Raw genomic sequence first — 24,492 nt, forward strand, 5'->3', positions numbered from 1 at the left:
CGTAACCATGAAGAGAACCTTTCTCCTCCCCGTCCTGACGGCGGGGATCATCGTGATCACCGCCGGTGCCGCCCACGCCTCGCAGTACATCGCCTACGAGGGGCCGGGCTTCACCGGCAGATCCGCTCTCGTCCAGGCGTGCGGGCTGTCCAACATCCCCTACCACGGGTCCTACCGGTGGTACGGCGACGGTCAGGCCGCGCGCATGTACAACCAGCCCGACGGGCGGGGCCCGATGCACTTCAGGCTTCCCGCCAACAGCGGCGCGGAGCAGAGAACGCCCGTCGGCTGGCAGAGCATCTTCATTGAGTGCTGATCCCGGCTCGCGGGGACGGGGAACCCCGTGAAGAAGGTGAGCCCCGAAGAGGTGACAACCTCTTCGGGGCTCACCCTGTCCCGGGGAGCCGCGCCCGGCGGGAGCGGGTCGCGTTGCCGGGGCTGTCGCGGTTGTCGGGGCTGCCGTGGTGTGCGAGGGCTTCGGCGAGGTCGCCGAGGTACCGGGAGACCGGCCCCAGGGTGAGCAGGCCGCTGCCCGCCCCGGCCAGCTCCGCCGCCGCGGGAGCGAGCTCGCCGTACGCGCGTTCCATCGTCTCCCGGTCGCCGACGGCGATCGCGGCCCGCGCGGCCAGGCACCACAGGGCCTCGAACAGCAGGTCGCGGGGCGGGTCGGGGACCTCGCGCAGCGCCTCGGCGGCCTCGGCGGGGCGATCTCGGGCCAGCAGCACCAGGGGACGCGCCCATGGTCCGTAGGGGCCCCAGTCGATGTGCTCGCCGGTGGGGGCGGGCAGCGCGTGCCGCAGGCGCAGGCACAGCAGCGCGAGCGGTGCCAGGCCGTGCTCCATTCCGGGCATGCCAGCGCCGTCCAGCAGCGCGGCGGCGTCCCGGTAGGCCGCCTCCGCCTCGGCCACGGGTGCCCGCCCGGCCTCGGTGAGCCGCAGCGCCCGGTACCACCGGGTGAACACCTCCACCAGCGGCCGCTCGTGGCGTTCGGCCAGCCGGTCCGCGGCGGACGCGTGCCGGTCGGCCTCGGGGAAGTCGGCGAGCGCGCCACGGGCCTGGACGCGGATGAGGTGCCCGAGTATCTGGAAGGTCACCAGGCCGTGGCGGGTGGACAGGGCGACCAGCTCGGCGCCGATCTCGTCCCGGCGCGGGGCCAGGCCCGCGCGGTGGAAGGTGTGCATGAACACCCCGTTGAGGGCGAACGCCAGCAGCGCGGGATCGTCCAGGCGGCGGGCGATCTCCTCGGCCTGGCGGGCGGCCTCGGGCCCGCGCGCCGAGCGGGTGCCGCGCGACTCCAGGGCGATCGTGGCCAGCAGACCGGCCCGTACCGCCTCGTGCGCGCCGGGCGGCAGGTCGGCCAGGGCGCGTTCGGCCGCCGCCACGACGCGCGCCGCCTGCCGGGGATCGTCCGAGCGGGTCCAGATCGCCGGGACGTCGTAGGCGCCGATCACCCGGGCGGTCAGTTCCGCGTCGCCCAGCTCCTCGGCGGCGGCGATGGTCTCCAGACGGTGCCCGCGGGCGGCCTCCAGGCCACTGCCCCCGGTCATCGCGAGGCTGCGCAACAGGCCCACCGTCGACTCCAGCCGGGCTCGGGCCCCGGAGGTCACGGTGCGGTCGTAGACGGCGGCCGTCCGCGCCCATATCCGGGCCGCCGTCCCGTCCGGCCCCGAGGTGAGGTCGAGATGGTCTGCCTGGTGGAGGATGTCGGCCTCCAGGCGGCGAAGGGGCGGGCCCGGATCCACCCCCAGCTGCTGGACCAGCGTCGTCCGGGCCCGGCGCAGGACGGCGAGCGCGTCGCCCTGGCGGCCGGTGCGATACAGCGCGAGCGCCAGCAGCCGCCAGGCGTCCTCGCGCCAGGGGTGCTCGGTCACGTGCGCGTCCAGGTCCGGCACCGCCTCGGCGGCCAGGCCGAGGGCCAGCCGGATCTCGGCCCGGCGCTCGACGGCGTGCAGCCGCAGCTCGGCCAGGCGGGAGCGCTCCGTACGGGCCCAGGTCCGGCCGGTGAACTCGGCGTAGGCGGGCCCGCGCCACCAGTCCAGCGCCTCGTCCAGCCGCGCGAGCCCGTCCTGGGGAGGCAGCGTCGCGGCGGCCGACACCGCCCGTTCGAAGCGCCAGGCGTCCACCGCGCCCGGCTCCGCGCGCAGCGCGTACCCCGGCCCCTCGGTGACCAGCAGCCGGGGCGGCGTCCGGGGCGGGCGCCCGGGTTCCAGCGCGCGGCGCAGGGCGGCCACGAAGGTGCGCACCGCGCTCACCGCGCCGGGGGGTGGGTCGTCCCACAGGTCCTCGACCAGGCCGGTGACCGGGACGACGCGGCGGCGGGCGGCGATCAGCCGGGCCAGCACCTCGCGGTGCCTCGGCCCCCTGAGGGCGATCGCGTTCCCGGCGGCGTCCCAAGCCGTCACCGGTCCCAGCACCCCGAACACGACCCGCACCCCTGACCGTCCTTTCCCGGGGCATCGCCCCTGGCCACGGTAGCGCGCTGACCGGATGCTCATTCACGCCCGGCAGGCTGAAGGCATTCAACCGCTTAGAGAAAAGAGCACGACCATGGCGCCTGTCATCGCCGGATTCGACTACCGGCGCGTCCCCGTCGCCGACGGCGTGTCCCTAAACGTGGCCGTCGCGGGGACGGGTACTCCGATCGTGCTGCTGCACGGCTTCCCTCAGACCCACCTGATGTGGCGGCACGTCGCCGCCGACCTGGCGGCCGACCACACCGTGATCTGCCCTGACCTGCGCGGCTACGGCGCCAGCGACAAACCGGCCGAGACCGATGGCACCACCTACGCCAAGCGCGCCATGGCCGCCGACATCGTCGCCCTGGCCCGCGCGCTGGGCCATGAGCGCTTCGCGCTGGCCGGGCACGACCGCGGCGCCCTGGTCGCCGTCCGCGCCGGTCTCGACCATCCCGAGACGATCACCCACCTCGCCAGCCTGGACGTGCTGCCCACGCTGGACATGTGGGAGGTGATGCACGGTGTCAGCGCCGCCGTCGGCTTCCACCTCTATCTGATGGCCCAGCCCCCGGGCCTGCCCGAGAAGATGATCGCCGCCAGTTCCGACGCCTTCTTCGGGTACTTCCTGGACATCTGGACCAAGGACCCGGGGGCGATCCCCGCCGACGTCCGTGCCGCCTACCTGGACGCCTCCCGCGCGGCCATCCCCTCGATCGTGGCCGACTACCGCGCCTCCGCCGGTATCGACGTCGTCCACGACCGGGCCGACCGGGACGCCGGCAACCGGCTGCGGATGCCGGTCACCGTGCTCCAGCAGGACTGGGGCGCCGCCCTCGGCTTCGACGCGGTGGCGCTGTGGAGTGCCTGGGCGCCCGACCTGCGGCACCTCTCCGTCACCTTCGGCCACTTCATGGCGGAGGAGGCCCCCGCCGACGTCGCCAAGGCCCTTCGGGACCTGCTCTCGCGCTGAGACCGGGCCTCTCGCGCTGAACGGGGTCTCTTCCGCCGGACGGCTCTCGCGCTGAACGACTCTCGTGCCGAACGATCGGGCCGATGGTCCGCCGTCCGGAGCGGCGGGAACCGGTGGGAACCGGCGGGCGAGGCGACCGGCGCCGGTCGCCTCGCGCCGGACCCCGGTGCGCCCGCGAAGACAGCCACCCCGTGAGCCCGGAGGCCCCGCGACTTGACTCTCATGTGGCTTGAGGGTGCAGATTCGTCCCGTGAGTGACAGCGCGGAGCTTTACACGATCGGCCAGCTCGCTCGCCGTACCGGCCTGCCGGTGCACACGATCCGCTTCTGGTCCGACAGCGGCCTGGTGCCCCCCACGGGCCGTTCCGAGGGCGGGTACCGCCTGTACGACGCGGCGGCCGTCGCCCGGTTCGACCTGGTCCGGACGCTGCGCGAGCTCGGCATCGGCCTGGAGGCCATCCAGGAGATCCTGGCCCGCCAGGTCACGGTGGCCGAGGTGGCGCGGGTCCACGCCCTGGCGCTGGACGCGGAGATCCGGACCCTGAGACTTCGCCGCGCCGTGCTCCGCACGGTCGCCAGGCGTGGCAGTACGACAGAGGAGACACTGATGACGCACAAACTCGCCCAGCTGTCCGCCGCGGAGCGGCAGCAGGTCATCGACGACTTCGTCGGCGACCTCTTCGCGGGAATCGACCTCGGCGACGACGCCGCGATCGTCGCCGGGTGGATGCGCGAGCTGCCCGGTGAGCTGCCCGACGATCCGACGCCGGGCCAGGTCGACGCCTGGGTGGAGCTGGCCGAACTGGTCGCCGACGAGGACTTCCGGGCACGGCTGCGGCGGATCGTGCTCGGCGGCTCCGCCGATCCCCGGATCGGCGCCGGTCTCGACCTGCGGCGGCTGGTGCTGGAGAGGGCAGGCCGGGCGCTGGCCGACGGGGTCGCGCCGGAGTCGGCCGAGGGCCGGCGCGTCCTGGAGGGCATCGCCGAGGCGGCCCGCCTGTCACCCGCCGAGCGCGCCGGGCTGCGCGAACGGCTCCGGATGCTCGCCGACGCCCAGGTGGAGCGCTACTGGCAGCTGCTGGGCGTCCTCAACGGGCGAGAGCCGTTCCCCTCGGTCATTCCCGCCTTCGACTGGGTGATCGCCGCCCTGCGCGCCCACGGCTGAGCGTCCCGCCGGATGTCCTCCACGGGAAAAGCGGGTCAGGCCTTTTCGTTCGAGTGGAGAACGTCCAGGTAATGCCGGTTGTACATGATGCCCAGGATGTTTCCGAAGGGGTCGATCACCGAGGCGCCGACGAATCCCTGCCCGAACTCCCGGGGCGGCTCGTGTTCCTTGGCCCCCATGGACAGCAGCCGGTCGAGCGCCTCGGGCACGTCGTCGACATGCCAGTACGTGACGACGCCGGCCGGGCCGGTCTCCACGTCGTCGGCCAGCTCCCGCGCGTAGCGGCTGTCGAGCAGGCCCAGCTCGTGCTGGTAGTCGCCGAAGCGGAACTCGGCGTACCCGGGCTTGTCGAAGTACGGCTCGACGCCCAGCAGTTCGGTGTACCACTCCTTGGCCGCGTCCAGATCGGCGGCGTGGAATCTGACGGTGGTAAGTCCTCGCAACATGTGCTCTCCCTTTCGTCGCCGCGAGTACTTGCCGACAAAGGTAAACGAAAACATCGGGGAGCCTGTTTGTTTCGTTTTCCGGACGCCCATCGAAGATCTTGTTGGAGCATAATCAACCCTTTTACCAGGAATGATATGAATACCCCCGGCAGGGTAGGCCCCGTCCATGGACGGGGAACGACAGGAAGGCACCGCCTGGCGCGGTGAGGTCGAAAGGGAGTTCGTCGCCGAGGTGGAGTCGGGGCGGCTGGACCTCCCGCTGCCCGGCGCCGGGCGGACCAGGCGGCGCTGGGAGGCGCTGAGCGCGCTGGCCCGGCGGGATCTGTCGCTGGCACGGCTGTGCGAGGGGCACACCGACGCCGTCGCGATCCTCGCCGAGCTCGCCGGTCCCGCACCGGCGGCCGGGAGCCGGTGGGGCGTGTGGGCGGCGCAGCCCCCCGGCCCGTCCCTGTCGGCGCGTCCCGGGGCCGGGGGGTGGCGGTTGTCCGGGACCAAGCGGTACTGCTCGGGGGCGCGGGTGTGCACCCACGCCCTGGTGACCGCGGAGGCACCGGACGGCCCCCGGCTGTTCGCCGTGGCGTCCGAGGGCCTGCGGCCGGTGGACGGCAGCTGGCCTGCGACGGGAATGGCCGCCAGCGACACCCTGGACGTCCGCTTCGACGACGTTCACGGCATTCCCGCGGAACCGGTGGGACCGGTGGACGGATACGTGAGAAGGCCCGGTTTCCACCAGGGCGGCGCGGGCGTCGCCGCGTGCTGGTACGGAGGAGCCAGGGGCGTGGCCGAGACGTTGCTCGCCGCCGCGGCCGAGCGGGACGTCGGCCCGCACGCCCTGGCCCACCTGGGCGCGGTCGACGTGGCGCTGCGGACCGCCAGGACCGCGCTGGAGGAGGCGGCCGACGAGATCGACGCCGACCCCCACGACCTCAAGAACGCGGGAAGGGCGCGCTCCCTGCGTCTCAAGGCACTGGTGGAGGCCGTGGCCACCGACGTCATGAACCGGGTGGGAAGGGCGCTGGGCGCCGGGCCGCTCGCCCACGACGCCACGCACGGGCGCCGGGTCGCCGACCTGACGGTCTACCTGCGCCAGCATCACGCCGAACGCGACCTCGCCGCGCTGGGCGCCCTGGTCGCCGAGCAGGGAGCGGGCTGGTGAGCACCGACCGGACCGGCCCGGCCGACCTGGCCGACCCGACCGGTGGAATGAACCTGGCCGGTGGAACGAACCTGGCCGGTACCGCTCCCAACGCCATCGACGCCCCGGGCACCTCCGAGGCCGAGTGGCGCGCCTGGCCGGGGCTCGGCGCCCTCCCGGCGCTCGCGTACGGTGGCTGGCGCAGTGCGGTGGTGGTCGCCGCCCATCCCGACGACGAGGTGCTGGGGCTCGGCGGGCTGCTGTCGCTGCTGGCGGCCTCCGGCGTACGGCTGCGCCTGGTCGCCGTCACCGACGGCGAGGCCTCCCACCCGGGCGTCGCCGACGTGGCGGCGCTGGTGGCGCGGCGGGTGGGGGAGACCCGGGCCGCGCTGAAGGCCCTGGGGGCGGAGAACGTCGAGACCGTACGGCTGGGCATGCCCGACACGGGGCTGGCCGCCCGCGAGGACGAGCTCACCCGGGCGCTGAAGGAGGCGTCCGCCGGGTTCGAGGTGTGCCTGGCCCCGTGGGAGGCGGACGTGCACTCCGACCACGAGGCCGCGGGCCGGGCCGCGGCCTCGGCCGGGCTGCGGCCCTACTTCTACCCGATCTGGGCCTGGCACTGGGCCAGGCCCGGCGACGCGCGGCTGCCCTGGGACCGGGCGCTGCGGATCCCCCTGCCACCGGCGGTCCTGGCCCGCAAACGGGCGGCCATCGGCTGTTTCGCCAGCCAGCTGGAACCCCGCGACGCCGGTCTGGAGGCGGTACTGCCCCCCGGAATCGTCGCCCACTTCACCCGCGACCACGAGGTGCTCTTCCGTTGACGTCCTCCCCGGGGCCACCGCCCGCGGGCGATCCACGCTGGAGGTATCCGATGACGACTCATCCGGCGACTCTCGGGCCGGGCTACTTCGAGGACATGTACGCGGCCTCGTCCGACCCGTGGGGGTTCACCTCGCGCTGGTACGAGGAACGCAAGTACGCCATCAGCGCCGCGCTGCTGCCCGCGCGCCGCTACCGCAACGCCTTCGAGGCCGGCTGCTCCATCGGGGTGTTCACCGCCCTGCTCGCCCCGCGCTGCGACCGGCTGCTCGCCTGCGACCTGTCCTCCGTCGCGGTCGCGGCGGCCTCGGAGCGCACCGCCGCCCACCCGGGGACGCGGGTGCGGCGGCTCGTCCTGCCCGGTGAGTGGCCCGAGCACGAGGGGGCGTTCGACCTCGTCGTGCTGTCGGAGGTGCTCTACTACTTCGGCGGCGCCGACCTGGACCGGACGCTCGACCTGGCGACCACCTCGCTGAGCCCCGGCGGCACCCTGCTCGCGGTGCACTGGAGGCATCCCGTCGCGGAGTACCCGCGCGGCGGCGAGGAGGTGCACCGCGCCCTCGCCGGGCGGGAGGAGCTGACCCGCCTCGTCGACCACCGCGAACCGGACTTCCTCGCCGAGGTCTACCTGAACGGCCCCACGGCCCCCTCGGTGGCCGAGACCGAAGGACTCGTGTGATCCAGGCCGTCGGAGTCGTGGTGCCCGCCCGCGACGAGGAGGAACTGCTGCCCGCCTGCCTGGCCTCGGTGAACCTGGCCGGGCGCATGCTCCCCGGCGTGGCGGTCCACCTGGTCGTCGTCGCCGACACGTGCGCCGACCGTACGGCGTCCCTGGCCGCGCGGGCCGGGGCGACCGTCGTCGAGGGCACCATGACCAACGTCGGGCGGGCCCGGCTGGCGGGTACGCGGGTGCTGCTGCGGCGGACCCGGGGCCTGGATCCCGCCACCGTCTGGGTCGCCACCACCGACGCCGACACCCTGGTCCCGCCCTGCTGGCTCGGCCGCCAGCTCCGGTACGCCTCCCAGGGGTGGGAGGCCGTCGTCGGCACCGTGACGGTCACCGACTGGTCGGGCTACCCGCCGCGCCTGCGGTCCGCGTACACCGAGGGGTACGCCACCGGAGCGGGGACAACGGAGACGACGGGCGGCGCGCGGTGGCATCCGCACGTGCACGGCGCCAACCTCGGCGTCACCGCCGCCGCCTACCTGGCGGTCGGCGGCTTCGGCGCGCTGCCGACCGGCGAGGACGACGCCCTGGTCCGGGCCCTGGAGTCGGCGGGCAGGCGGGTCCTGCGTACCACCGGGGTGAGCGTGGTGACCTCGGCGCGCCGCGACCCCCGGGCGCCGGGCGGCTTCGGCCACTTCCTCACCCGGCTTGAGGCCCGGCTCGGACACGACAGCGCCCTCCCCGCTCCCGGGGCGTCCGGACGGCCGCGCTGACCCGTCGAGATCCCCGGTTCGAGCCGAGACGTCAGCGAGGTGAGCCCCGAGGCGGGAGGTCCTCAGTTGACGTCCTCGACGGGCGTGCACGGTCGCACCGGGGTGTCCGCCTGGGCCGGCCAGCCGCCGAGCCGCCAGGGCGCCTGTGTGTTCGCGTTCTCGCGAAACTCCATCACGAGCGTCTCGCCCGGCTTGATGTGCTCCGGGGAGATCCGGACCGTCCGTATGGAGGTCACCGTGGTGGCCTTGAACGAACGCGATTCGTTCGCGACCGCACGCAGCTCGTCCGGTCCCGCGATGGGCGGCCCGTCGTAGGTCGAATCCACGGCGGCGAACCGAGGGGCCGCGCATCGCGTGCCCGTGGCCAGGAACGTCACGTGCGAAAAGCCGGCTTGGCCGGGCAGGCCGAGGACTCGCCGGCCCGAGCGGGAAGACGCTGGGGGAGCAGAGAAGGTCCGCGCCCTCCTCCCCGCGGTGACCCCGCTCAGGACGGTCCCTGACCGGTGTCACAGCAGCAGGCGTATCGCGGCCAGCAGTGTGAACCCCAGCGTGATCCGTTCGAAGAGAGTGCGGTCGATGCGGCCGACGACGGCGCGCCCGGCCGCGGCCCCGACGAGGACCGCCGGGGCGCCCAGTGCGGCGAAGACGAGGCTGGAGGGGGTGATCAGGCCCAGCGCGACGCTGAACGGCACCTTGAAGGCGTTGATCGTCAGGAAGAACCAGGCGCTGGTACCCAGGAGGCCCAGCATCGGCAGGCCCGCCGCCAGGAGGTAGACGGCCATGATGGGACCGGCCGCGTTGGCCGTCATGGTGGCGAAGCCCGCGAAGACGCCCGCGAGGGCGGCCACCGGGCGGCGGTGGGCGAGCGAGTCCTCCGGCGTGTGGCGCCGGTTCCACAGGTGCACGGCGACGATCACCAGCAGGATCGCCCCGATGAGCTGTCTCATCTGCGCGTCGTCGACCCAGCGCACCACCACGGCCCCGGCGACCACGCCCGCGGCCACCCACGGGAACAGCCTGACCAGCCTCGGCCAGTCGGCGTGGCGCCGGTAGGAGGCCACGGCGACCACGTCGCCGACGAGCAGCAGCGGCAGCAGCGTGCCCGTGGACTCCCTGGTCGGCAGCACGAGCGCGAACAGGGCGATCGCCACCGTCCCCGTACCGGAGACGCCGGTCTTGGAGAAGCCCACCAGGAACAGGGCGGCCAGCAGGATCACCCACTGGACGACGTCGAGGGAGGGCATCAGCCTCGCCGGTGGGAGAAAGGGGGAGATGAGGTCACAGATGACCGTACATGATGCGTCAGCCGACGAATCCCCTGGCCGCGCCCTTCCGGGGTGCGGCCGGGGCTCTCAGCGCCCCGGGGCCGCCGACTGCCCGGTACCGCTCGGCGCGGCCCCGCTCCCGGCGCCTCCCGCGTCTGCCGTGCTTCCTACGCTTCCTACGCTTCCTGTGCTTCCTACGTTTCCTGTGCTTCCTGTGCTTCCCGCGTCCGCCGTGCCGGTCGCCGAGGCGGCCGTGTGGCACGCGCCGCGGCCGTCGGCGCGGACGACGATCCGGCCCGCCTCGACGCGGACGGCGGCCTCGGTCGCGTCGCTGACGGCCAGAACCCCGGCCGCCGCGGCCAGGGCGCCCGAGGGGTCGAACACCACCTGAAGGCGCGGCCACGCCGAGGGCGGGAAGGCCTGGCGCAGGCAGCCGCAGAGGTCGGCGACGACCAGCCGCGCCAGCGGTGCCAGCTCGCCGGGGTCGCCGGTGACCAGGACGGCGGTGATCGTGGCATCCGCCGGGGCGGCTCGTACCGCCTCCTCGACGGCCTCCAGCCGGTGCAGCCCGAGGATCGCCACCACGCCGTCGCCGGTGAGCCGCGCGGGCTCGCCGCGTACCGCGTCGATCGTGTCCGCCGCGGGCGGCGGGGTCCACGGCTCGTCGGCGGGCCGCGCCCGCGGGGTCCACGGCGTGAACGGCCACCTGTCGTCGAGGCCGAGGTCGGCGAGCCGCTCGCAGGCGCCGACGACGGTGAAGGGGTCGGTGAAACCGGGGGCGGCGGCGGCCATCTGGTTGGCGCCGTGCAGGGTGGTGAGCGCGACCTCGGCCACGCGCACCAGGCGGCCGTCGGGGGTCGCGGGCGGGCGCAGGCGCTCCAGGGCGAGCCCGAGCAGGATCGCGTCGAGCTTCATCAGCTGCGCGAACGGCAGCCGGACCCGCTCGTCGGCGAGGATCTCGGGCATCAGATCCACTCCGATCCTGGCCAGGCCGTACCGCTCGTCGGTGGTCATGGGCAGGCGGGCCAGCCAGGCGCGGGCGAGCGCGCTGAGCGCCTCGCGGGGGGTGAGGCCCGGCTCCGGGGCCTGCGGCCCGGCGCGCTCGGCGAGGTCGGCCAGGACGGTGAAGTACAGGGCCCGCTTGCCGGGGAAGTTGGAGTAGACCGCGCCGCGGGTGAGCTCGGCGCGCTCGGCGATGGCGTCGATCTTGGCGTCGCGGAAACCGCGCTCGGCGAACTCCCGTACGGCCGCGGCCAGCACCTTGGCGCGGTTGTGCTCCTGCAGCTGCGCCCTGCTGAGCCGGCCCATCGTCCTCCTCGAAGCGGCGTTGCCGTCCATCGGGATCCAAGATACCGTGACCACTCAGATGATGAGATCATCTGTTTAAGCCATCTGAAATGTGCGGAGGATCCATGACGGCTGTCGAGCAAGGCGTTCCCGAGGTTCCTGAGATCCATCTCACCGACGCCGAGGTGCTGCGCGACCCCTTCGCCGCCTACGGGCGCGCCAGGGAGGTCTCGCCGCTGGCGCGGCTGGTGGCCCCGGGCTTCGGCCCGATGCTGGCCCTCACCCGGCACGAGGACGTCAGGGCGATGCTGAGCGACCCGCGCTTCGAGATCAACGCCTCCAGCTTCATGCGGCCCGACGTGCCCGAGGACTGCCTGCCCTACATGCGGACCATGAGCGAGATGGACGGGCCCGAGCACCTGCGGCTGCGCCGTCTGGTGTCGCCCGCGTTCAGCGCGCGCCGTGCCGCCGAGTTCCGGCCGAGGATCGAGCCGATCGTCGAGGCCCTGCTCGACACCCTGCCCGAGCGCGCCGAGCACGGCGTGGTGGACCTGCTGGGACACTTCGCCCGGCCGCTGCCGATGGACGTCATCTGCGAGCTGGTCGGCATCCCCGCCGCCGACCGCCCGCGCTGGCGCGAGTACGGCGCCACCGTCGTGGGAAGCATGGGCCAGGGGTTCGCCGACGCCATCCCGGGCATCATGGAGGGCGCCAAGGCGGCGGTCGCGCGCCGGCGCGCCGAACCCGGCGACGACCTGCTGTCGGACCTCATCCGCGCCCAGGCCGACGACGGCGACCGGCTCGACGACACCGAGCTGGTCACCATGGTCTGGCACCTGGTCATGGCGGGGCAGACGCCCACGAACCTCATCGCCAACGCCGTGGAGGTCCTGCTCACCCACCCCGGCCGGGCCGCCGCGCTGCGCGAGGACCCCGCCCTCATGCCGCGCGCCGTCGAGGAGCTGACGCGCTGGTGCGGCCCGACGCTGCTGTCGATCCCCCGCTACGCGCGCGAGGACGTCGAACTGCACGGCACGCTGGTACGCAAGGGCGAGCCCGTCACCGCCGCGATCGCCGCCGCCAACCGCGACCCGCGCGCGTTCGCCGACCCCGACCTGCTCGACCTGGGCCGCGACACGCAGGCGGCCGGACACCTCGGATTCGCCCACGGGCCGCACTTCTGCCTGGGGGCCTCACTGGCCCGCGTACAGACCGAGGTCGCGCTCACGGCGCTGCTGCGCCGCTTCCCCACCCTGGCCATGGCCCCGGAGAACGCCGGACGCGCCCCCGACCCGGGCACCTGGCGCCTGGCCTCCCTGCTGGTGACCCTCTAACCCCCTTCCACCCCGTACGACCGCTGAGGAGACGTTTGCCGATGGCACGCACCGGTGACCGTGGCGACCCGCTGAGATGCACGTTCTGCGACAAGAGCCAAAAGCAGGTCAGAAGGCTCATCGCGGGCCCCGGCGGGGTCTACATCTGCGACGAGTGCGTCGAGCTGTGCAACGAGCTCATCGCCGAGGAGTTCGGCGAGCCCCCCGGCCCTCCGGGAGGCGAGCTGCGCAGGCCACGGGAGATCCACGAGTTCCTCGGGCAGTACGTCATCGGGCAGGAGAGCGCCAAGAAGACGCTCGCGGTGGCGGTCTACAACCACTACAAGCGGGTGCGCTCCACGGGGCGCGGGCGTGAGGACGACGTCGAGCTGGGCAAGTCCAACATCCTGCTGGTCGGCCCGACCGGCAGCGGCAAGACCCACCTCGTCCAGACGCTCGCCCGGATGCTCGACGTCCCGTTCGCGATCGCCGACGCCACCGCCCTGACGGAGGCGGGCTACGTGGGCGAGGACGTCGAGAACATCCTGCTCAAGCTGATCCAGGCCGCCGACTACGACGTCAGGAGGGCCGAGAGCGGCATCGTCTACATCGACGAGATCGACAAGATCGCCCGCAGGGGCGAGAACCCGTCGATCACCCGTGACGTCTCCGGCGAGGGCGTGCAGCAGGCCCTGCTGAAGATGCTGGAGGGCACGACCGCGAGCGTCCCCCCGCAGGGGGGCCGCAAGCACCCGCACCAGGAGTTCCTCCAGATCGACACCACCGACGTGCTGTTCATCTGCGGCGGCGCGTTCTCCGGCCTGGAGCGGATCGTCGAGTCCCGGACCGGCCGCGGGGGCGCCGGGTTCGGCGCCACGATCCACCTCGGCCGGGAGCGGGACGTCCTGGCCGAGGTCATGCCCGAGGATCTGCTGAGATTCGGGCTCATCCCCGAGCTGGTCGGCCGTCTCCCGGTGGTGTCGACCTTCCAGCCGCTGGACCGCGCCGCGCTGGTGCGGATCCTCACCGAACCGCGCAACGCCCTGATCAAGCAGTACCGCAAACTTTTCGAGATGGACGGCGTCGAGCTGGAGTTCACCGAGGAGGCCGTCGGCGCGATCGCCGACCAGGCGCTGCTGCGGCGCACCGGCGCGCGGGCGACCCGCGCGATCCTGGAGGAGGTCCTGCTCAACGTGATGTACGAGGTGCCGGGCCGCGACGACGTGGCCCGCGTGGTGATCGACCGCGACACCGTGCTGGGCAACGTCAACCCGACGCTGGTGCCGCGCCGCCACCCCGGCCACGGACCGGAGCGCCGCGACAGATCCGCCTGAGAGGACTCCCCGGTCTCTCTCACGGGCGGGCGGTCCGTGCCTCCCCGGCGCCGTCGCCTTCAAGGGTGTCTCGTCCGCGAGACCGCCGCCGCGCGGGCCCAGGGCTCAGGGTCCGAGGTTCACCCCTGGTGCCCGCCCTCCGCCGCCAGGCGTGCCGCCCGGGCGTGGAGATAGCGTCGCTGCGGGAGGCTGGTCGTGCGCCGGGCCGCCTCCCGGTAGCAGTCACGCGCCGCCGCCCGGTCACCGGCCATCTCCAGCAGGTGCGCGCGGACCGCGTGCAGCCGGTGGTCCTCGGCGATCCGCTCGTCGGCCGCGAGCGGTTCGAGCAGGCCGAGCCCGGCGTGCGGGCCACGGGCCATGGCCACCGCCACGACGTGGTTCAGCGCCACCATCGGGTTGTCGGAGACGCGCATCAGCACCTCGTACAGCGCGGTGATCTGCGGCCAGTCGGTCTCCTCGGCGCTGGGCGCCTCGTCGTGGATCGCGGCGATCGCCGCCTGGAGCTGGTACGGGCCTGTCGTGCCCCGGGGGAGCGCGCCGGTGATGAGCGCCACGCCCTCGGCGACGGAGGCGGCGTCCCACCGGCTCCGGTCCTGCTCGGCCATCGGGATCAGGGAGCCGTCCGGGCCGGTACGCGCCGGGCGGCGCGCGTCGGTGAGCACCATGAGCGCGAGCAGTCCCGTCACCTCGCCGTCGTCGGGCAGCAGCCGGTGGAGCATCCGGGCCAGCCGGATCGCCTCGGCCGACAGCTCGACGCGCTGCAGGTGCGGCCCCGAGGTGCTGGCGTACCCCTCGTTGAAGATCAGGTAGAGCACGTGCAGCACCGCGCCGAGCCGCCCGGCGCGCTCCGGCCCGGAGGGGACGGCGAAGGGGATGCCGCTGTCCTTGACGCTGCGCTTGGCCCGGGTGATGCGCCGGGTCATGGTCGCCTCCGGCACGAGGAACGCGCGGGCGATCTCCGCGGTGGTCAGGCCGCCGACCGCCCGCAGGGTGAGGGCGATCTGCGAGGCCGGTGACAGCGAGGGGTGACAGCACATGAACAGCAGGATGAGCGTGTCGTCGGACTCGGCGGCGGGCGCCAGCCACTGGCCGGGCGGTGTCCGGCGGGCGACGATGTCCTCGCGGCGCCGTCGCGCCTGCTCGGCGCGCAGCAGGTCGGTCAGCCTGCGCGAGGCGACCGTGATCAGCCAGCCCAGCGGACTGTCCGGCAGGCCGTCCTCCGGCCACCGCGTGGCGGCGGCGAGGAGCGCCTCCTGGGTCGCGTCGTCGGCGGTGTCGAAGTGCCCGTAGCGCCGTACCACCGCGCCGAGGACCTGCGGCGCCAGCCGGCGCAGCAGGTCCTCGAACTCTGTGCCGGTCACGGTCACGGTGCCGGGCTCGGGGACGATCAGATCGCCAGCTCGCCCTGGAACTCCTCGACCGGCCGTACGTCGGCGTAGGCGTTCGCGGCGATCTGCGCGGGGGCGGGGCACTCTCCCAGCCGGGCGGCGATCTCGGTCGCCCGGTCGAAGCTCTCGCACTCCACGATCCAGTAACCGGCCAGGACCTCCTGGGTCTCGGCGTAGGGCCCGTCCGTCACGACCGGGACGCCGTCCTTCGACCCCACCCTGCGGGTGTGGACCGGGGCGGCCAGGCCCCGCGTCTCGACGAACTCGCCGGACCTCTCCAGGTCCTCGGCGAACGCCCGCATGAAATCGTGCATCGGCGCGAAGTCCTCCGGCGTCAGGTCCGGGTGCTCGGGGGCGTTGCCCGACATGGCGTCGTAGTCCCGCTGCGAGCCGTACATCAGGATCATGTACTTCACGGTTCTCTCCTTCTCCTCCGGCGCCGCCGTGGCGTCCGGCACCGGAGACGTCGGAGCCGGTGCCCCGTACCGGACATCGGCCCGCGACCGAAATCGTGCCGGGGTCCCAGGTTATTCAACCGGCCGCCGGTCAGGTGACGGGGACCAGGTCCGGGCCCACGACGTGTCCCTGGTGGGGCTCGGGGTCGTTCTGGTCGTGGCGGAAGTGCCCGGCGTACCAGACGACGACGTTGGTGGCGCTGACGCTCTCGCCGTTGACGAAGCGGTTCAGCATCGCCCGGTTGTCGGGGCCGGGGTTGCCGTCGTACAGCTCGGCCGGGTGGTGGCGCAGGAACCACAGGTCGGCGACGCCGTAGGGGTCGGTGGTGTTGTCGTGCTCACCGGGGTGTATCCGCCATCCCCGGCCGCTGGTCTTGTCGGTGACCTGCCAGAACAGCGCCGGAGGGCGCCGCCTGCGGGCGACCTCCCGCACGATCGGCACCGCCTGGGGAACGGTCGAGCCGGTGTCGTCGAACTGCTCGATCACGTCGTTGGCCGACCCCTCCACGTCGAAGTCGAAGCGCCAGTAGACGTGGTGGCGGTGACGCATGCAGGTGCGCGGGTTGCGCACCCCGGCGAACCCGAAGCGCGGCTTGATCACGCCCTCGTCGGTCAGGCGCCACTCCGAGGCGTAGCGGTACCAGCCGGCCGCCAGCTCGCTGACGATCCGCAGCTCACCGCCGTCGTGGTGGAAGGCGACCCCCTGGAAGTTGCCGGCGTCGTTGTCGGGCCGCTCCAGGAGGGTCCGGGGCGGCCCGTCGCAGATCCGCCACCCCCAGCCCACCGGTTCGGTGCCGGTCGCCGAGAAACGGGTCTCCTCGTACTGCCAGTCGCGGTAGGTGACGCCGTCCTCCTCGTACTGGACGTTGAGGATCGGCACGTGCGCCTGGCGCAGCACGAGCCTGCCCCGGTAGCGGACCTCCCTCAGCTCGACCCCCGAGCCGTCGCCGGGGTTGACGGGCGTCGAGGCGCGGGGCCGCACCACGATCATGTTCCACAGCTCGGTGGTGCCGTCGAGCACGCGCAGCCGCACCTGGTCGGGGCCGCCCCGGTCGCGCAGGCTCTCCACGGGTACGGGCAGGTGCGACTCGCAGTCGCCCGGGTGGTGCATCGCGGCGGTGACCCCGGCCGGAGACCAGTCGACGACCCCGGCGGCGACATCCACCGCGACGACGCGGTGCCGGGTGGCGCCCGAGGGGTCGTAGACGCCCAGGGTGGGGCGGCGGGTGGTGGTGCCGTCGGGGTTGTCCAGGTCGGCCAGCGGCGGCATGGGCTGGTAGACCAGCACGCCGTCCCCGGCCGGGAAGCGCTCGTCGGCGCGCAGGATCGCCGCGGCGGCCCTCAGCTCCTCGTGGCGCGGGTTGGGCCGGTGGGCGCTGGGCAGCACCTGCGCCTCCTCCGGCCGGTCCAGGGTCCCGCGCAGCTCGACCCCCCGGTTGGAGACCGGGTCGAACACCCCCGCCCGGAACGGGGCGTTCGCGTCCGGGTCGTGGCCGAGCGCCACCGCGGGACCCACGATCAGCCGCTCGGTGTCGGCGGCCTCCAGGTGCGCGAGCACGCCGAGATGGGCTCCGGCCACCTGCCGTACCCGCTCGGCCGTCAGCTCCGCCCGGCCTGCCGCCTCGATGATCACTTGTACGGTCATGGTGGTCTCCCCGTCGCGACGTCCGATGGCCGTGCCGCCCCCCGACACGCGGCGCATCCCTGTCATATCGCCCCGGTCCGGCGCTGGGAAGACCCTGGATCTTCGCGGACGGCATCTTTGTGAACGGCGTGTGGGGCGGGCCACGGCCCGTCCGGCCGCGTACGGCGCCGCGACCGGTGTCACAGCGGCTTCGTCGTGGTCGCGTGGCACGCGAAGAACGGTCGCCGGAGAAGGGGGCGGCCTTTCTTCTCGCCCGCGGAGGGCTCATGAGCGGTGTGCGCTTCCGGATCTCACAGAATGTAACTATGAGCATTGGATTCAACACGGAGAGTGACTATTCTTCTGAGGTCAGGCTTTGCCAACACCATGTCCCTGGAGGATTTCGTGGCACGTACCCGTATTCGTCGTCTGGCCCTGCTGGGCTCGGCCGCGGCTCTCACCGCAGGCGCCCTCGCGCCCGTACAGCTCGCCGGGGCCATCCCGGCCGCCGCCGCGGCTACCTACGACTGGGTGGCCCTGGGCGACTCCTACACCGCCGGGGTCATAGCGGTCGCCGGCGACACCTTCGAAATCCCCCGCGACGGCTGCGAGCGCACCGACCAGTCCTACCCGCAGGTCATCGACCGGGACCTCAGCTCGATCGTCGAGCTGACCAACGTCAGCTGCGGTGCCGCCACCATCGAGAACGTCACCTTCCGGGCCCAGGAGCCGATCGGCCGTAACGTACCGGGCCTCCCCGAGGACCCGGACTACCCCTTCCCCCCGGTGCCTCCCCAGTCCGAGGCGGTGAAGTCCGACACCGACGTGATCACCGTCGGCGTGGGCGGCAACACCCTCGGGTTCGGCGACATCCTGCGCAAGTGCCTGGAACTGGGCCAGGGCAGCGGGGGCACGGGCACGCCGTGCAAGGACGACCTCGCCACCGGCATCCCCGACAAGCTGACCACGGTGAGCAAGGACTACGACCAGATGCTCGCCACGCTCCACGAGAAGGCCCCGAACGCCAAGATCCTAGCCGTCGGCTACCCCACGGTCATTCCCAAGGACACCTCCAAGTGCCAGTCCAACGACATACGCCAGTTCCTCTCGATCACCCCCGGTGACCTGGACTGGCTGCGCCAGGACGTCCTGGAACCCCTCAACAAGGCCATCGCGAAGTCGGCCGGCGCCCACAGCTTCGCCACCTTCGTCAACCTCTACGACTCCTCCGAAAAGCACAGCGTCTGTGATTCCGACAAGTGGGTCGAGGGCATTTTCGACAGCGACAACCGACCGGCCTTCGTGCACCCCAACGCCAAGGGTCACCGCAACGCCGCCGACCACGTCACATCGGCGATCCTGAACGCCCTCGCCCCGAACTGACCCGCACCAACGCGCGCTGAGCGAAGGCGAAGTCCCGACCAGCCCGCGGACCGAGTCGGGACTTCGTGGGAACCTCAGGCTCGGCTAACCGGTTAGCCGAGCCTGCTTCCATCGAGGAGCAAGTCCACAGCTGTGATCATCACTCAGGAACTCGGCTGGCACAGCCGCCGAAAGCAGGGCAGCCCCGGCGACCAAGCGAGCAGAAGATCAAATAGTTGGCTTGGGGCGCTGCTGACGGGACTTTTCGTTCCGATGCTCGTCATGCTCCGTGTCGCCGCAGACGTCACGATCGATGCCGCGTACGGTGTCGCGACCGGTGGCGCGGGCCCGTACGCGGGCCGCTCTCGGCCACGGGTCTCAGCCGTTCTCAACCACGGTGCTCAGTCGCGGTTCTCAGCTGCTCTCAGCCACGGTCGAGCCGGAGGGCGATGTCGACCACCTGCCGTGCGGTGGGGAAGGCGCCGTAGTTGTAGTTGACCGCGCCGGTGAGCAGGTTGACACCGTAGAACCTGTAGCGCCCGCCGACCTTCAGGGTGGCGAAGGCGCTGTTGGAGACGGTGACGCCGTTGCGCAGCGCGCTGTGGATGTCGAAGCCCCCCGCGCCGCTCGCGGCCACCCGCAGGTTGCCGGTCGCCACCAGCACGCCCGCGTTGGCGGGCGACTGCAGCAGCACCCGGGCCGACGTGGTGTCCAGGTCGAAGAGCGTCGTGCCGGTGGCCGCGCTGAGGTCGTTGTTGGTGTACCCGGCGCCCAGGACACCGGTCACGATCGGCGACGGGGGCGGACCGGCCAGCGCGCCGTCGGCCACGGTCTGTCCCGGGGCCGGGGTGCCCACCGGGTCGTCGAGGTTGTGGCGCAGGTTCTGCCCGGTGTCGCTGATCACCCGCAGCCGGTTGGCGGCGGGGTTGAAGTCGACGCCGAAGCCGGTACCGCTGAGCGGCACGGTCAGCTGCGAGACCTTGACCGCCTGGGACTGCCCACTGAGGGTGTAGACGCCCCCCTGGTTCCCGACGCCGTACAGCTTGCCGTTCTGTACGCGGTAGTCGATGCCGACGAGCGCGGTGTCACCGGTGAGCCCCTGGATCCTGCCGATGTCACGGGCGCGGCCGGGGGAGCGGATCTCGAAACCCACCAGGCGCTGGTCCGCGGTGAGCCCGACGACGTCGATGCCGGGCCTGGCCGCGGCCGACACCGCCGACGTGCCGGTGTCGGCCGCGCTGCTCGCCGCACCGCCCGCCACCGTGCCCAGTACCGCCACGACGGCGATGATCGTCCTTCGCATATGTCTCTCCTTCTCGGCCGGGCACCGCGGCACCCGTGTTTCGACGATGTCGGCGATCTCGGCGGCCTCGATGACAAGGCCGTCGCGGATCACATGGACTTCATCACACACAGTGACGGTGCGGTCCGGGAAAGGGGCGCCAGGTTACCGGCGTGTCTGGGATCGGCCGGGGATCCGCCCGGCCCGCCCCCGCACGAAGCCCGTACGAAGCCTGACGAAACCCGTGAAACCCCATCGCGCGTCCGACCCCCTCTCGGACCGGTGGGGCGGCCTGCCCGGGCCGCGGGACGCACGGGTGACGAGTCGGACTCTCGGTAAATAAAACGGTTCGTCTCGGTTCGTTTCAAACCCGGGTATCGCCCCAATCCATCAATACGGATCGTCTCGTTTCGGTTCGGAGTAGGCTGGGCGCATGTCCAACGAGAGCGGACCGGACCACTCCCGGCGCAAGGAGCGGTCCCGGCAGGCGATCTTCACGGCCACCCGCGCCCTGGTCACGGAGGAGGCGTACGAGAAGGTCACCGTCGAGGCCATCGCCGCCCGTGCCGGTGTCGGCAAGCAGACGATCTATCGGCGGTGGCCGTCGAAGAGCGCGGTCGTCTTCGCCGCCCTGCTGGCCCTGAGCGAGGACGCGGACGGGCAGTCGGTCGCGCTGCCGGACACCGGAGACCTTGAGGCGGACCTCAAACTCGTCATGCGCGCCACGGCCGAGGAGTTCGCCGACCCGTCCTTCGACCGGCTGATCCGGGCCCTCAACACCGAGGTCGCCAACGACGCCGCGCTGGCGGCCGAGTACCGCGAGAAGCTGGCCCAGCCGCTGGCGGAGGCGAAGAAAGCACGCCTGCGCCGCGCCCGGGAAGCCGGTCAGCTCGCCGCCGACGCCGACCTCGACCTGGTCCTCGAAGTGCTCTACGCCCCCCTCTTCCAGCGGTGGCTGCACCGCAGCGGCCCGCTGACCGCCGCGTACGCCGACTCGCTCGTCGACGTGACCCTCAGGGCCTTCGGCCCCTGAACAGCCCGTATCCGCGTCCGCGTCCCGGCGCTCCGCGCGGACCGGCCGGGCGCGGCGCCGGTGGAAGCACTCACGGCCCGATCTGTGTGAGCAGGGCGACGAGCCGGAGCACGCCGTAGGCGGCCGTCATGGTCTCGGCGGTGAAGGCGACGGTGCGCCCGCTCCTCGTGGCGCCGGGAACGAGGGCGGCCAGGTCCGCCGAACGTGGCTGATGGAGATCGACCTCGACCCGTAGCGGCCGGGAAACCAGGGTCGGCGGATTGCCGACGTGACGTCGCATGGCCTGACCGGCGCCCTGCCGCAGATGGTCTCGCGCCTCCTGCGGGTGCAGGGTGTCGGCCGCGTGCTGGCCGAGTCCTCGTTTGACCGGCACGGTGACCGCCCGGGGCACCAGCGCGCCGAACTCCTCGCACGCCGCCTCGTCCCCGCTGATCAGCACGACGGGCACGCCGTACGAGCCCGCCAGCAGGGTGTTGATCCCGATCTCACCGTAGGAGCGGCCGTTGACGCGGACGTCGAGGATGGCGTCGGTGATGGTGTGGGCGAGCACGGCGCCGCCGGTACCCGCGCGGGCGTGGTACCCGACGAACATCGTCACCCTGGCTCCGGCCTCCAAGCCCGCCAGCATGCCCATTTCACGAGGTTTGCCGCGGATCAGCCGGGCGCGCCGGTCGAGTTCCTCGGGCAGGATGTTGCGGTAGGAGCCGTGGGAGTCGGCCACCAGCACCTCGGCCGCCGGTTCGGCGTCGAACACCCCCTCCACCACGGCGTTGGCCTCCGCCGTCATCAGCCGTCGGCCGCGCTCGTAGTCGTAGCGTTCCGGGGTGGTCTCCGCGGGATGAACGATCCCGGCGACCCCCTCCATGTCCACCGAAATCAACACCTTGATTCCCATGGCCTTTTCTAGCACGCGTGCGGGGCGACGCCACGGCCACCAGAGAACGCCGACGCGGGGCCCTCCGCGACCCCCTGAGCCGCGAGAAGAGAGGAAGAACGTTTCCGCGGCTGTCCTACACTTGCGCGAGCGGGTTCAGCGTGATGGAGGTGGCGTGCAGCCGGAGGAACGCGGGGTTACGGGTGTCGCGATCTCCTGCGTTCTCGAACGCATCACCTACGCGAACGAGGAGACCGGCTACACCATCGCCCGGGTGGCCACCGACCGTTCCGGCGCCGACCTGCTGACCGTGGTCGGGCCGCTGCTGGGTGCCCAGCCCGGTGAGTCGCTGCGGCTGACCGGGCGCTGGGCCTCCCACCCCAAGTACGGCAAGCAGTTCGAGGTGTGGTCCTACGCCACCGTGCTGCCCGCCACCATCCAGGGCATCCGCCGCTATCTGGGCTCCGGGCTGATCAAGGGCATCGGGCCGAAGATGGCCGAGCGGATCGTCGACCACTTCGGCGTCGACACCCTGGAGGTCATCGAGACCACCCCCGAGCGGCTGGTGGAGGTCCCCGGGCTCGGCCCCAAGCGGACCAAGATGATCGGCGTCGCCTGGGAGGAACAGAAGATCATCAAAGAGGTGATGATCTTCTTGCAGGGGGTCGGCGTGTCCACCTCGATCGCGGTCCGCATCTTCAAGCAGTACGGCGACAAGTCCATCACGGTCGTCAAAGGCCAGCCCTACCGGCTCGCCGACGACGTGTGGGGCATCGGTTTCAAGACCGCCGACACCATCGCCCAGGCGGTGGGCATCCCGCACGACAGCCCCGAGCGCGTCAAGGCGGGCCTGCGCTACACCCTGTCGCAGGCCGCCGACGACGGCCACTGCTACCTCCCGGCGCCCAACCTCGTCGGCGACGCGGTGAAGATCCTGGAGGTTCCCGCCGAGCTGACCGCGCGGTGCCTGGAGGAGCTGGTCGCCGAGGAGGGCGTGGTCCGCGAGGACGTCCCGGTCGGCGACGGCAGCGTCCCGGCGGTCTACCTGGTGCCCTTCCACCGCGCCGAGCTGTCCCTGGCAGGGGCGCTGCGCTCCCTGCTGGCCTGCGAGCACGACCGGCTGGGCGCCTTCGCCTCCGTCGACTGGGACGCGGCGCTGAAGTGGCTGCGTACCAGGACCGGCGCCGATCTGGCCGCCGAGCAGGCCGACTCGGTGCGGCTGGCGCTGACGCGGAAGGTCGCGGTGCTGACCGGCGGCCCCGGCTGCGGCAAGAGCTTCACCGTACGCTCCATCGTCACCCTGGCCCGCGCCAAGAAGGCGAAGGTGATCCTGGCCGCGCCCACCGGCAGGGCGGCCAAGCGCCTGGCGGAGCTGACCGGCCACGAGGCCACCACCGTGCACCGGCTGCTGCAGCTGCGTCCCGGCGGGGAGGCCACCTACGACCGCGACAACCCCCTGGACGCCGATCTGGTCGTGGTCGACGAGGCCTCGATGCTGGACCTGCTGCTGGCCAACAAGCTGGTCAAGGCCGTCGCCCCGGGCACGCACCTGTTGTTCGTGGGGGACGTCGACCAGCTGCCCTCGGTCGGCGCGGGCGAGGTGCTGCGGGACCTGCTCGCCGCCGAGGAGGAGATCCCCCGGGTACGGCTGACCCACATCTTCCGCCAGGCGCAGGAGTCGGGAGTGGTCGTCAACGCCCACCGGGTCAACACCGGCCTGCCCCCGGCGCTGGAGGGCATGACCGACTTCTTCCTGTTTCCCTGCGAGGAGGCCGAGGACATCGCGGCGCTCACCGTGGACGTGGTCGCCAACCGCATCCCGCGCAAGTTCGGCCTCAACCCGCGCCGCGACGTACAGGTCCTGTCCCCGATGCACCGGGGCCCGGCGGGGGCGGGCAACCTCAACAACGCGCTGCAGGAGGCGCTGACCCCCTCCCGGGAGGGCATGCCCGAGCGCCGCTACGGCGGGCGGGTCTTCCGGGTCGGCGACAAGGTCACCCAGCTGCGCAACAACTACGAGAAGGGCGCGGCGGGGGTGTTCAACGGCACCGTGGGCCTGGTCGTCGACATCAGGCCCGACGACCACAAGCTGACCGTGCTGACCGACGAGGACGAGAACGTCGAGTACGCCTTCGATGAGCTCGACGAGCTGGCCCACGCCTACGCGGTGTCGATCCACCGCTCCCAGGGCAGCGAGTACCCGGCGGTGGTCATCCCGCTGGCCACCAGCGCGTGGATGATGCTGCAGCGCAACCTGCTCTACACCGCGATCACCCGGGCCAAGAAGCTCGTCGTCATCGTCGGCTCGCGCCGCGCGCTGGCCCAGGCGGTACGCACCCGGGGAGCCGGGCGCCGCCACACCAGCCTCACCCACCGCCTGCGCGGACACTGAGGGCCGCCACCGGGCTCCTCCGGCAGTGACCCCGGGGCCGCTGAGGCCCGGCGCGGGGTGACGACCAGCGCGGTCGCGCCCAGCACGACCCGGCACGGCCCCGGCGGCACCGGGGCCCCGACGTCACGGCTCCGTCGTCGGCCGACGACGCTCAGCGGACGGCGGCCGGTGAGGTGATCCGGCGCGAGAGGCCGAAGGAGCCCTCCGCCGCTTTCACGCCCTCGTAGGAGCCGTTGGATACGGCCGGGGCACGGCGATTCACGGCCAGAAGTCGCCGGGGTGAACGTTCACCCACCGGAGCGGCGCTTTTACGCCCGAGCCCTTGACCTGGCCACTTTGCTTTCCCCTGACTCTCGGCTGGCATTTTTCTGACTTTACGAAGAGTCCGAAACGTTACCAAACCGGTCGCAACCATGTTCAGTCACCATGCATCTCCTATTAGTGTTTTAAGA

At 72.4% G+C, this 24,492-nt stretch carries 22 protein-coding genes; 12 read left to right on the forward strand and 10 right to left on the reverse strand.

Annotation, left to right across the window (positions count from 1 at the left end; translation table 11 throughout):
* Positions 1-7: 7 nt before the first annotated feature.
* Positions 8-316, forward strand: a complete 309-nt coding sequence (locus ACW9TB_RS28160; RefSeq protein ID WP_472751082.1) for a MiAMP1 family antimicrobial peptide — start codon at positions 8-10, stop codon at positions 314-316.
* 70 nt (positions 317-386) lie between these two features.
* Here ACW9TB_RS28160 and ACW9TB_RS28165 read toward each other — a convergent pair whose 3' ends face one another.
* Positions 387-2,432, reverse strand: coding sequence for an AfsR/SARP family transcriptional regulator (locus ACW9TB_RS28165; RefSeq protein ID WP_472751083.1), 2,046 nt, complete (start codon positions 2,430-2,432; stop codon positions 387-389).
* A 115-nt stretch (positions 2,433-2,547) separates the two neighbouring features.
* On the opposite strand from ACW9TB_RS28165, the gene ACW9TB_RS28170 reads away from it, so the two are divergent.
* Positions 2,548-3,426 (forward strand): alpha/beta fold hydrolase, encoded by an 879-nt coding sequence (locus ACW9TB_RS28170; protein WP_472751084.1) that lies wholly within the window; start codon positions 2,548-2,550, stop codon positions 3,424-3,426.
* A gap of 250 nt (positions 3,427-3,676) precedes the next feature.
* Complete coding sequence (locus tag ACW9TB_RS28175) at positions 3,677-4,591, forward strand: helix-turn-helix domain-containing protein (RefSeq protein ID WP_472751085.1); 915 nt, start codon at positions 3,677-3,679, stop codon at positions 4,589-4,591.
* Between the two features lie 35 nt (positions 4,592-4,626).
* Here ACW9TB_RS28175 and ACW9TB_RS28180 read toward each other — a convergent pair whose 3' ends face one another.
* Positions 4,627-5,037, reverse strand: coding sequence for a VOC family protein (locus ACW9TB_RS28180; RefSeq protein ID WP_472751086.1), 411 nt, complete (start codon positions 5,035-5,037; stop codon positions 4,627-4,629).
* A 166-nt stretch (positions 5,038-5,203) separates the two neighbouring features.
* Here ACW9TB_RS28180 and ACW9TB_RS28185 point away from each other — a divergent pair, with 166 nt between their 5' ends.
* Genes ACW9TB_RS28185 through ACW9TB_RS28200 form a run of 4 tightly spaced genes read left to right on the forward strand, consistent with a single transcriptional unit; the run spans position 5,204 to position 8,431 of the window.
* Entirely contained in the window at positions 5,204-6,193 is a 990-nt protein-coding gene (locus ACW9TB_RS28185) for an acyl-CoA dehydrogenase family protein (RefSeq protein ID WP_472751087.1), read from the forward strand.
* Complete coding sequence (locus ACW9TB_RS28190) at positions 6,190-6,993, forward strand: PIG-L deacetylase family protein (RefSeq protein ID WP_472751088.1); 804 nt, start codon at positions 6,190-6,192, stop codon at positions 6,991-6,993. Before ACW9TB_RS28185 ends, ACW9TB_RS28190 begins: the two co-directional genes overlap by 4 nt.
* 50 nt (positions 6,994-7,043) lie before the next feature.
* Entirely contained in the window at positions 7,044-7,670 is a 627-nt protein-coding gene (locus ACW9TB_RS28195) for a class I SAM-dependent DNA methyltransferase (protein ID WP_472751089.1), read from the forward strand.
* Positions 7,667-8,431: a glycosyltransferase family 2 protein gene (locus ACW9TB_RS28200; protein ID WP_472751090.1), complete on the forward strand. Its 765-nt coding sequence runs from the start codon at positions 7,667-7,669 to the stop codon at positions 8,429-8,431. Before ACW9TB_RS28195 ends, ACW9TB_RS28200 begins: the two co-directional genes overlap by 4 nt.
* Before the next feature lie 62 nt (positions 8,432-8,493).
* On the opposite strand, the gene ACW9TB_RS28205 is transcribed toward ACW9TB_RS28200, so the two are convergent.
* From ACW9TB_RS28205 to ACW9TB_RS28215, 3 genes are all read right to left on the reverse strand, one after another.
* Positions 8,494-8,808, reverse strand: coding sequence for a hypothetical protein (locus ACW9TB_RS28205; RefSeq protein ID WP_472751091.1), 315 nt, complete (start codon positions 8,806-8,808; stop codon positions 8,494-8,496).
* A gap of 129 nt (positions 8,809-8,937) precedes the next feature.
* Positions 8,938-9,675, reverse strand: a complete 738-nt coding sequence (locus ACW9TB_RS28210; protein ID WP_472751092.1) for a sulfite exporter TauE/SafE family protein — start codon at positions 9,673-9,675, stop codon at positions 8,938-8,940.
* A 108-nt stretch (positions 9,676-9,783) separates the two neighbouring features.
* Entirely contained in the window at positions 9,784-11,004 is a 1,221-nt protein-coding gene (locus tag ACW9TB_RS28215; RefSeq protein ID WP_472751123.1) for a TetR/AcrR family transcriptional regulator, read from the reverse strand.
* A 104-nt stretch (positions 11,005-11,108) separates the two neighbouring features.
* On the opposite strand from ACW9TB_RS28215, the gene ACW9TB_RS28220 reads away from it, so the two are divergent.
* Positions 11,109-12,317, forward strand: coding sequence for a cytochrome P450 family protein (locus ACW9TB_RS28220; protein WP_472751093.1), 1,209 nt, complete (start codon positions 11,109-11,111; stop codon positions 12,315-12,317).
* Between the two features lie 41 nt (positions 12,318-12,358).
* Complete coding sequence (gene clpX / locus ACW9TB_RS28225) at positions 12,359-13,630, forward strand: ATP-dependent Clp protease ATP-binding subunit ClpX (protein ID WP_472751094.1); 1,272 nt, start codon at positions 12,359-12,361, stop codon at positions 13,628-13,630.
* 119 nt (positions 13,631-13,749) lie between these two features.
* Here the strand turns inward: clpX and ACW9TB_RS28230 are convergent, their stop codons facing one another.
* The 3 genes from ACW9TB_RS28230 to ACW9TB_RS28240 form a co-directional block, all read right to left on the reverse strand.
* Complete coding sequence (locus ACW9TB_RS28230) at positions 13,750-14,997, reverse strand: RNA polymerase sigma factor (RefSeq protein ID WP_472751095.1); 1,248 nt, start codon at positions 14,995-14,997, stop codon at positions 13,750-13,752.
* 20 nt (positions 14,998-15,017) lie between these two features.
* Positions 15,018-15,425, reverse strand: coding sequence for a YciI family protein (locus tag ACW9TB_RS28235; protein WP_472751124.1), 408 nt, complete (start codon positions 15,423-15,425; stop codon positions 15,018-15,020).
* Between the two features lie 139 nt (positions 15,426-15,564).
* Positions 15,565-17,118 carry a hypothetical protein gene (locus ACW9TB_RS28240; RefSeq protein ID WP_472751096.1) on the reverse strand — a complete coding sequence of 518 codons (1,554 nt, stop codon included), beginning with the start codon at positions 17,116-17,118 and terminating at the stop codon, positions 15,565-15,567.
* 384 nt (positions 17,119-17,502) lie between these two features.
* On the opposite strand from ACW9TB_RS28240, the gene ACW9TB_RS28245 reads away from it, so the two are divergent.
* Positions 17,503-18,480 carry an SGNH/GDSL hydrolase family protein gene (locus tag ACW9TB_RS28245; RefSeq protein ID WP_472751097.1) on the forward strand — a complete coding sequence of 326 codons (978 nt, stop codon included), beginning with the start codon at positions 17,503-17,505 and terminating at the stop codon, positions 18,478-18,480.
* A 403-nt stretch (positions 18,481-18,883) separates the two neighbouring features.
* On the opposite strand, the gene ACW9TB_RS28250 is transcribed toward ACW9TB_RS28245, so the two are convergent.
* Positions 18,884-19,762 (reverse strand): DUF4394 domain-containing protein, encoded by an 879-nt coding sequence (locus ACW9TB_RS28250; protein ID WP_472751098.1) that lies wholly within the window; start codon positions 19,760-19,762, stop codon positions 18,884-18,886.
* 412 nt (positions 19,763-20,174) lie between these two features.
* Between ACW9TB_RS28250 and ACW9TB_RS28255 the strand changes: the two genes are divergently transcribed.
* Positions 20,175-20,774, forward strand: coding sequence for a TetR/AcrR family transcriptional regulator (locus tag ACW9TB_RS28255; RefSeq protein ID WP_472751099.1), 600 nt, complete (start codon positions 20,175-20,177; stop codon positions 20,772-20,774).
* A gap of 70 nt (positions 20,775-20,844) precedes the next feature.
* Here ACW9TB_RS28255 and ACW9TB_RS28260 read toward each other — a convergent pair whose 3' ends face one another.
* Positions 20,845-21,657 (reverse strand): M55 family metallopeptidase, encoded by an 813-nt coding sequence (locus tag ACW9TB_RS28260; protein ID WP_472751100.1) that lies wholly within the window; start codon positions 21,655-21,657, stop codon positions 20,845-20,847.
* A 166-nt stretch (positions 21,658-21,823) separates the two neighbouring features.
* On the opposite strand from ACW9TB_RS28260, the gene recD2 reads away from it, so the two are divergent.
* Entirely contained in the window at positions 21,824-24,040 is a 2,217-nt protein-coding gene (recD2, locus tag ACW9TB_RS28265; RefSeq protein WP_472751101.1) for an SF1B family DNA helicase RecD2, read from the forward strand.
* Positions 24,041-24,492: the final 452 nt, after the last annotated feature.

This window comes from Streptosporangium sp. H13245, assembly GCF_055690525.1.

Coding starts and splice junctions, on each gene's coding strand:
- ACW9TB_RS28160 (WP_472751082.1), top strand. CDS start 8: ATGAAGAGAACCTTTCTCCTCCCCGTCCTGACGGCGGGGATCATCGTG.
- ACW9TB_RS28185 (WP_472751087.1), top strand. CDS start 5,204: ATGGACGGGGAACGACAGGAAGGCACCGCCTGGCGCGGTGAGGTCGAA.
- ACW9TB_RS28240 (WP_472751096.1), bottom strand. CDS start 17,118: ATGACCGTACAAGTGATCATCGAGGCGGCAGGCCGGGCGGAGCTGACG.
- ACW9TB_RS28215 (WP_472751123.1), bottom strand. CDS start 11,004: ATGGGCCGGCTCAGCAGGGCGCAGCTGCAGGAGCACAACCGCGCCAAG.
- ACW9TB_RS28250 (WP_472751098.1), bottom strand. CDS start 19,762: ATGCGAAGGACGATCATCGCCGTCGTGGCGGTACTGGGCACGGTGGCG.
- ACW9TB_RS28255 (WP_472751099.1), top strand. CDS start 20,175: ATGTCCAACGAGAGCGGACCGGACCACTCCCGGCGCAAGGAGCGGTCC.
- ACW9TB_RS28195 (WP_472751089.1), top strand. CDS start 7,044: ATGACGACTCATCCGGCGACTCTCGGGCCGGGCTACTTCGAGGACATG.
- ACW9TB_RS28210 (WP_472751092.1), bottom strand. CDS start 9,675: ATGCCCTCCCTCGACGTCGTCCAGTGGGTGATCCTGCTGGCCGCCCTG.
- ACW9TB_RS28170 (WP_472751084.1), top strand. CDS start 2,548: ATGGCGCCTGTCATCGCCGGATTCGACTACCGGCGCGTCCCCGTCGCC.
- ACW9TB_RS28180 (WP_472751086.1), bottom strand. CDS start 5,037: ATGTTGCGAGGACTTACCACCGTCAGATTCCACGCCGCCGATCTGGAC.
- ACW9TB_RS28235 (WP_472751124.1), bottom strand. CDS start 15,425: ATGATCCTGATGTACGGCTCGCAGCGGGACTACGACGCCATGTCGGGC.
- ACW9TB_RS28220 (WP_472751093.1), top strand. CDS start 11,109: ATGACGGCTGTCGAGCAAGGCGTTCCCGAGGTTCCTGAGATCCATCTC.
- clpX (WP_472751094.1), top strand. CDS start 12,359: ATGGCACGCACCGGTGACCGTGGCGACCCGCTGAGATGCACGTTCTGC.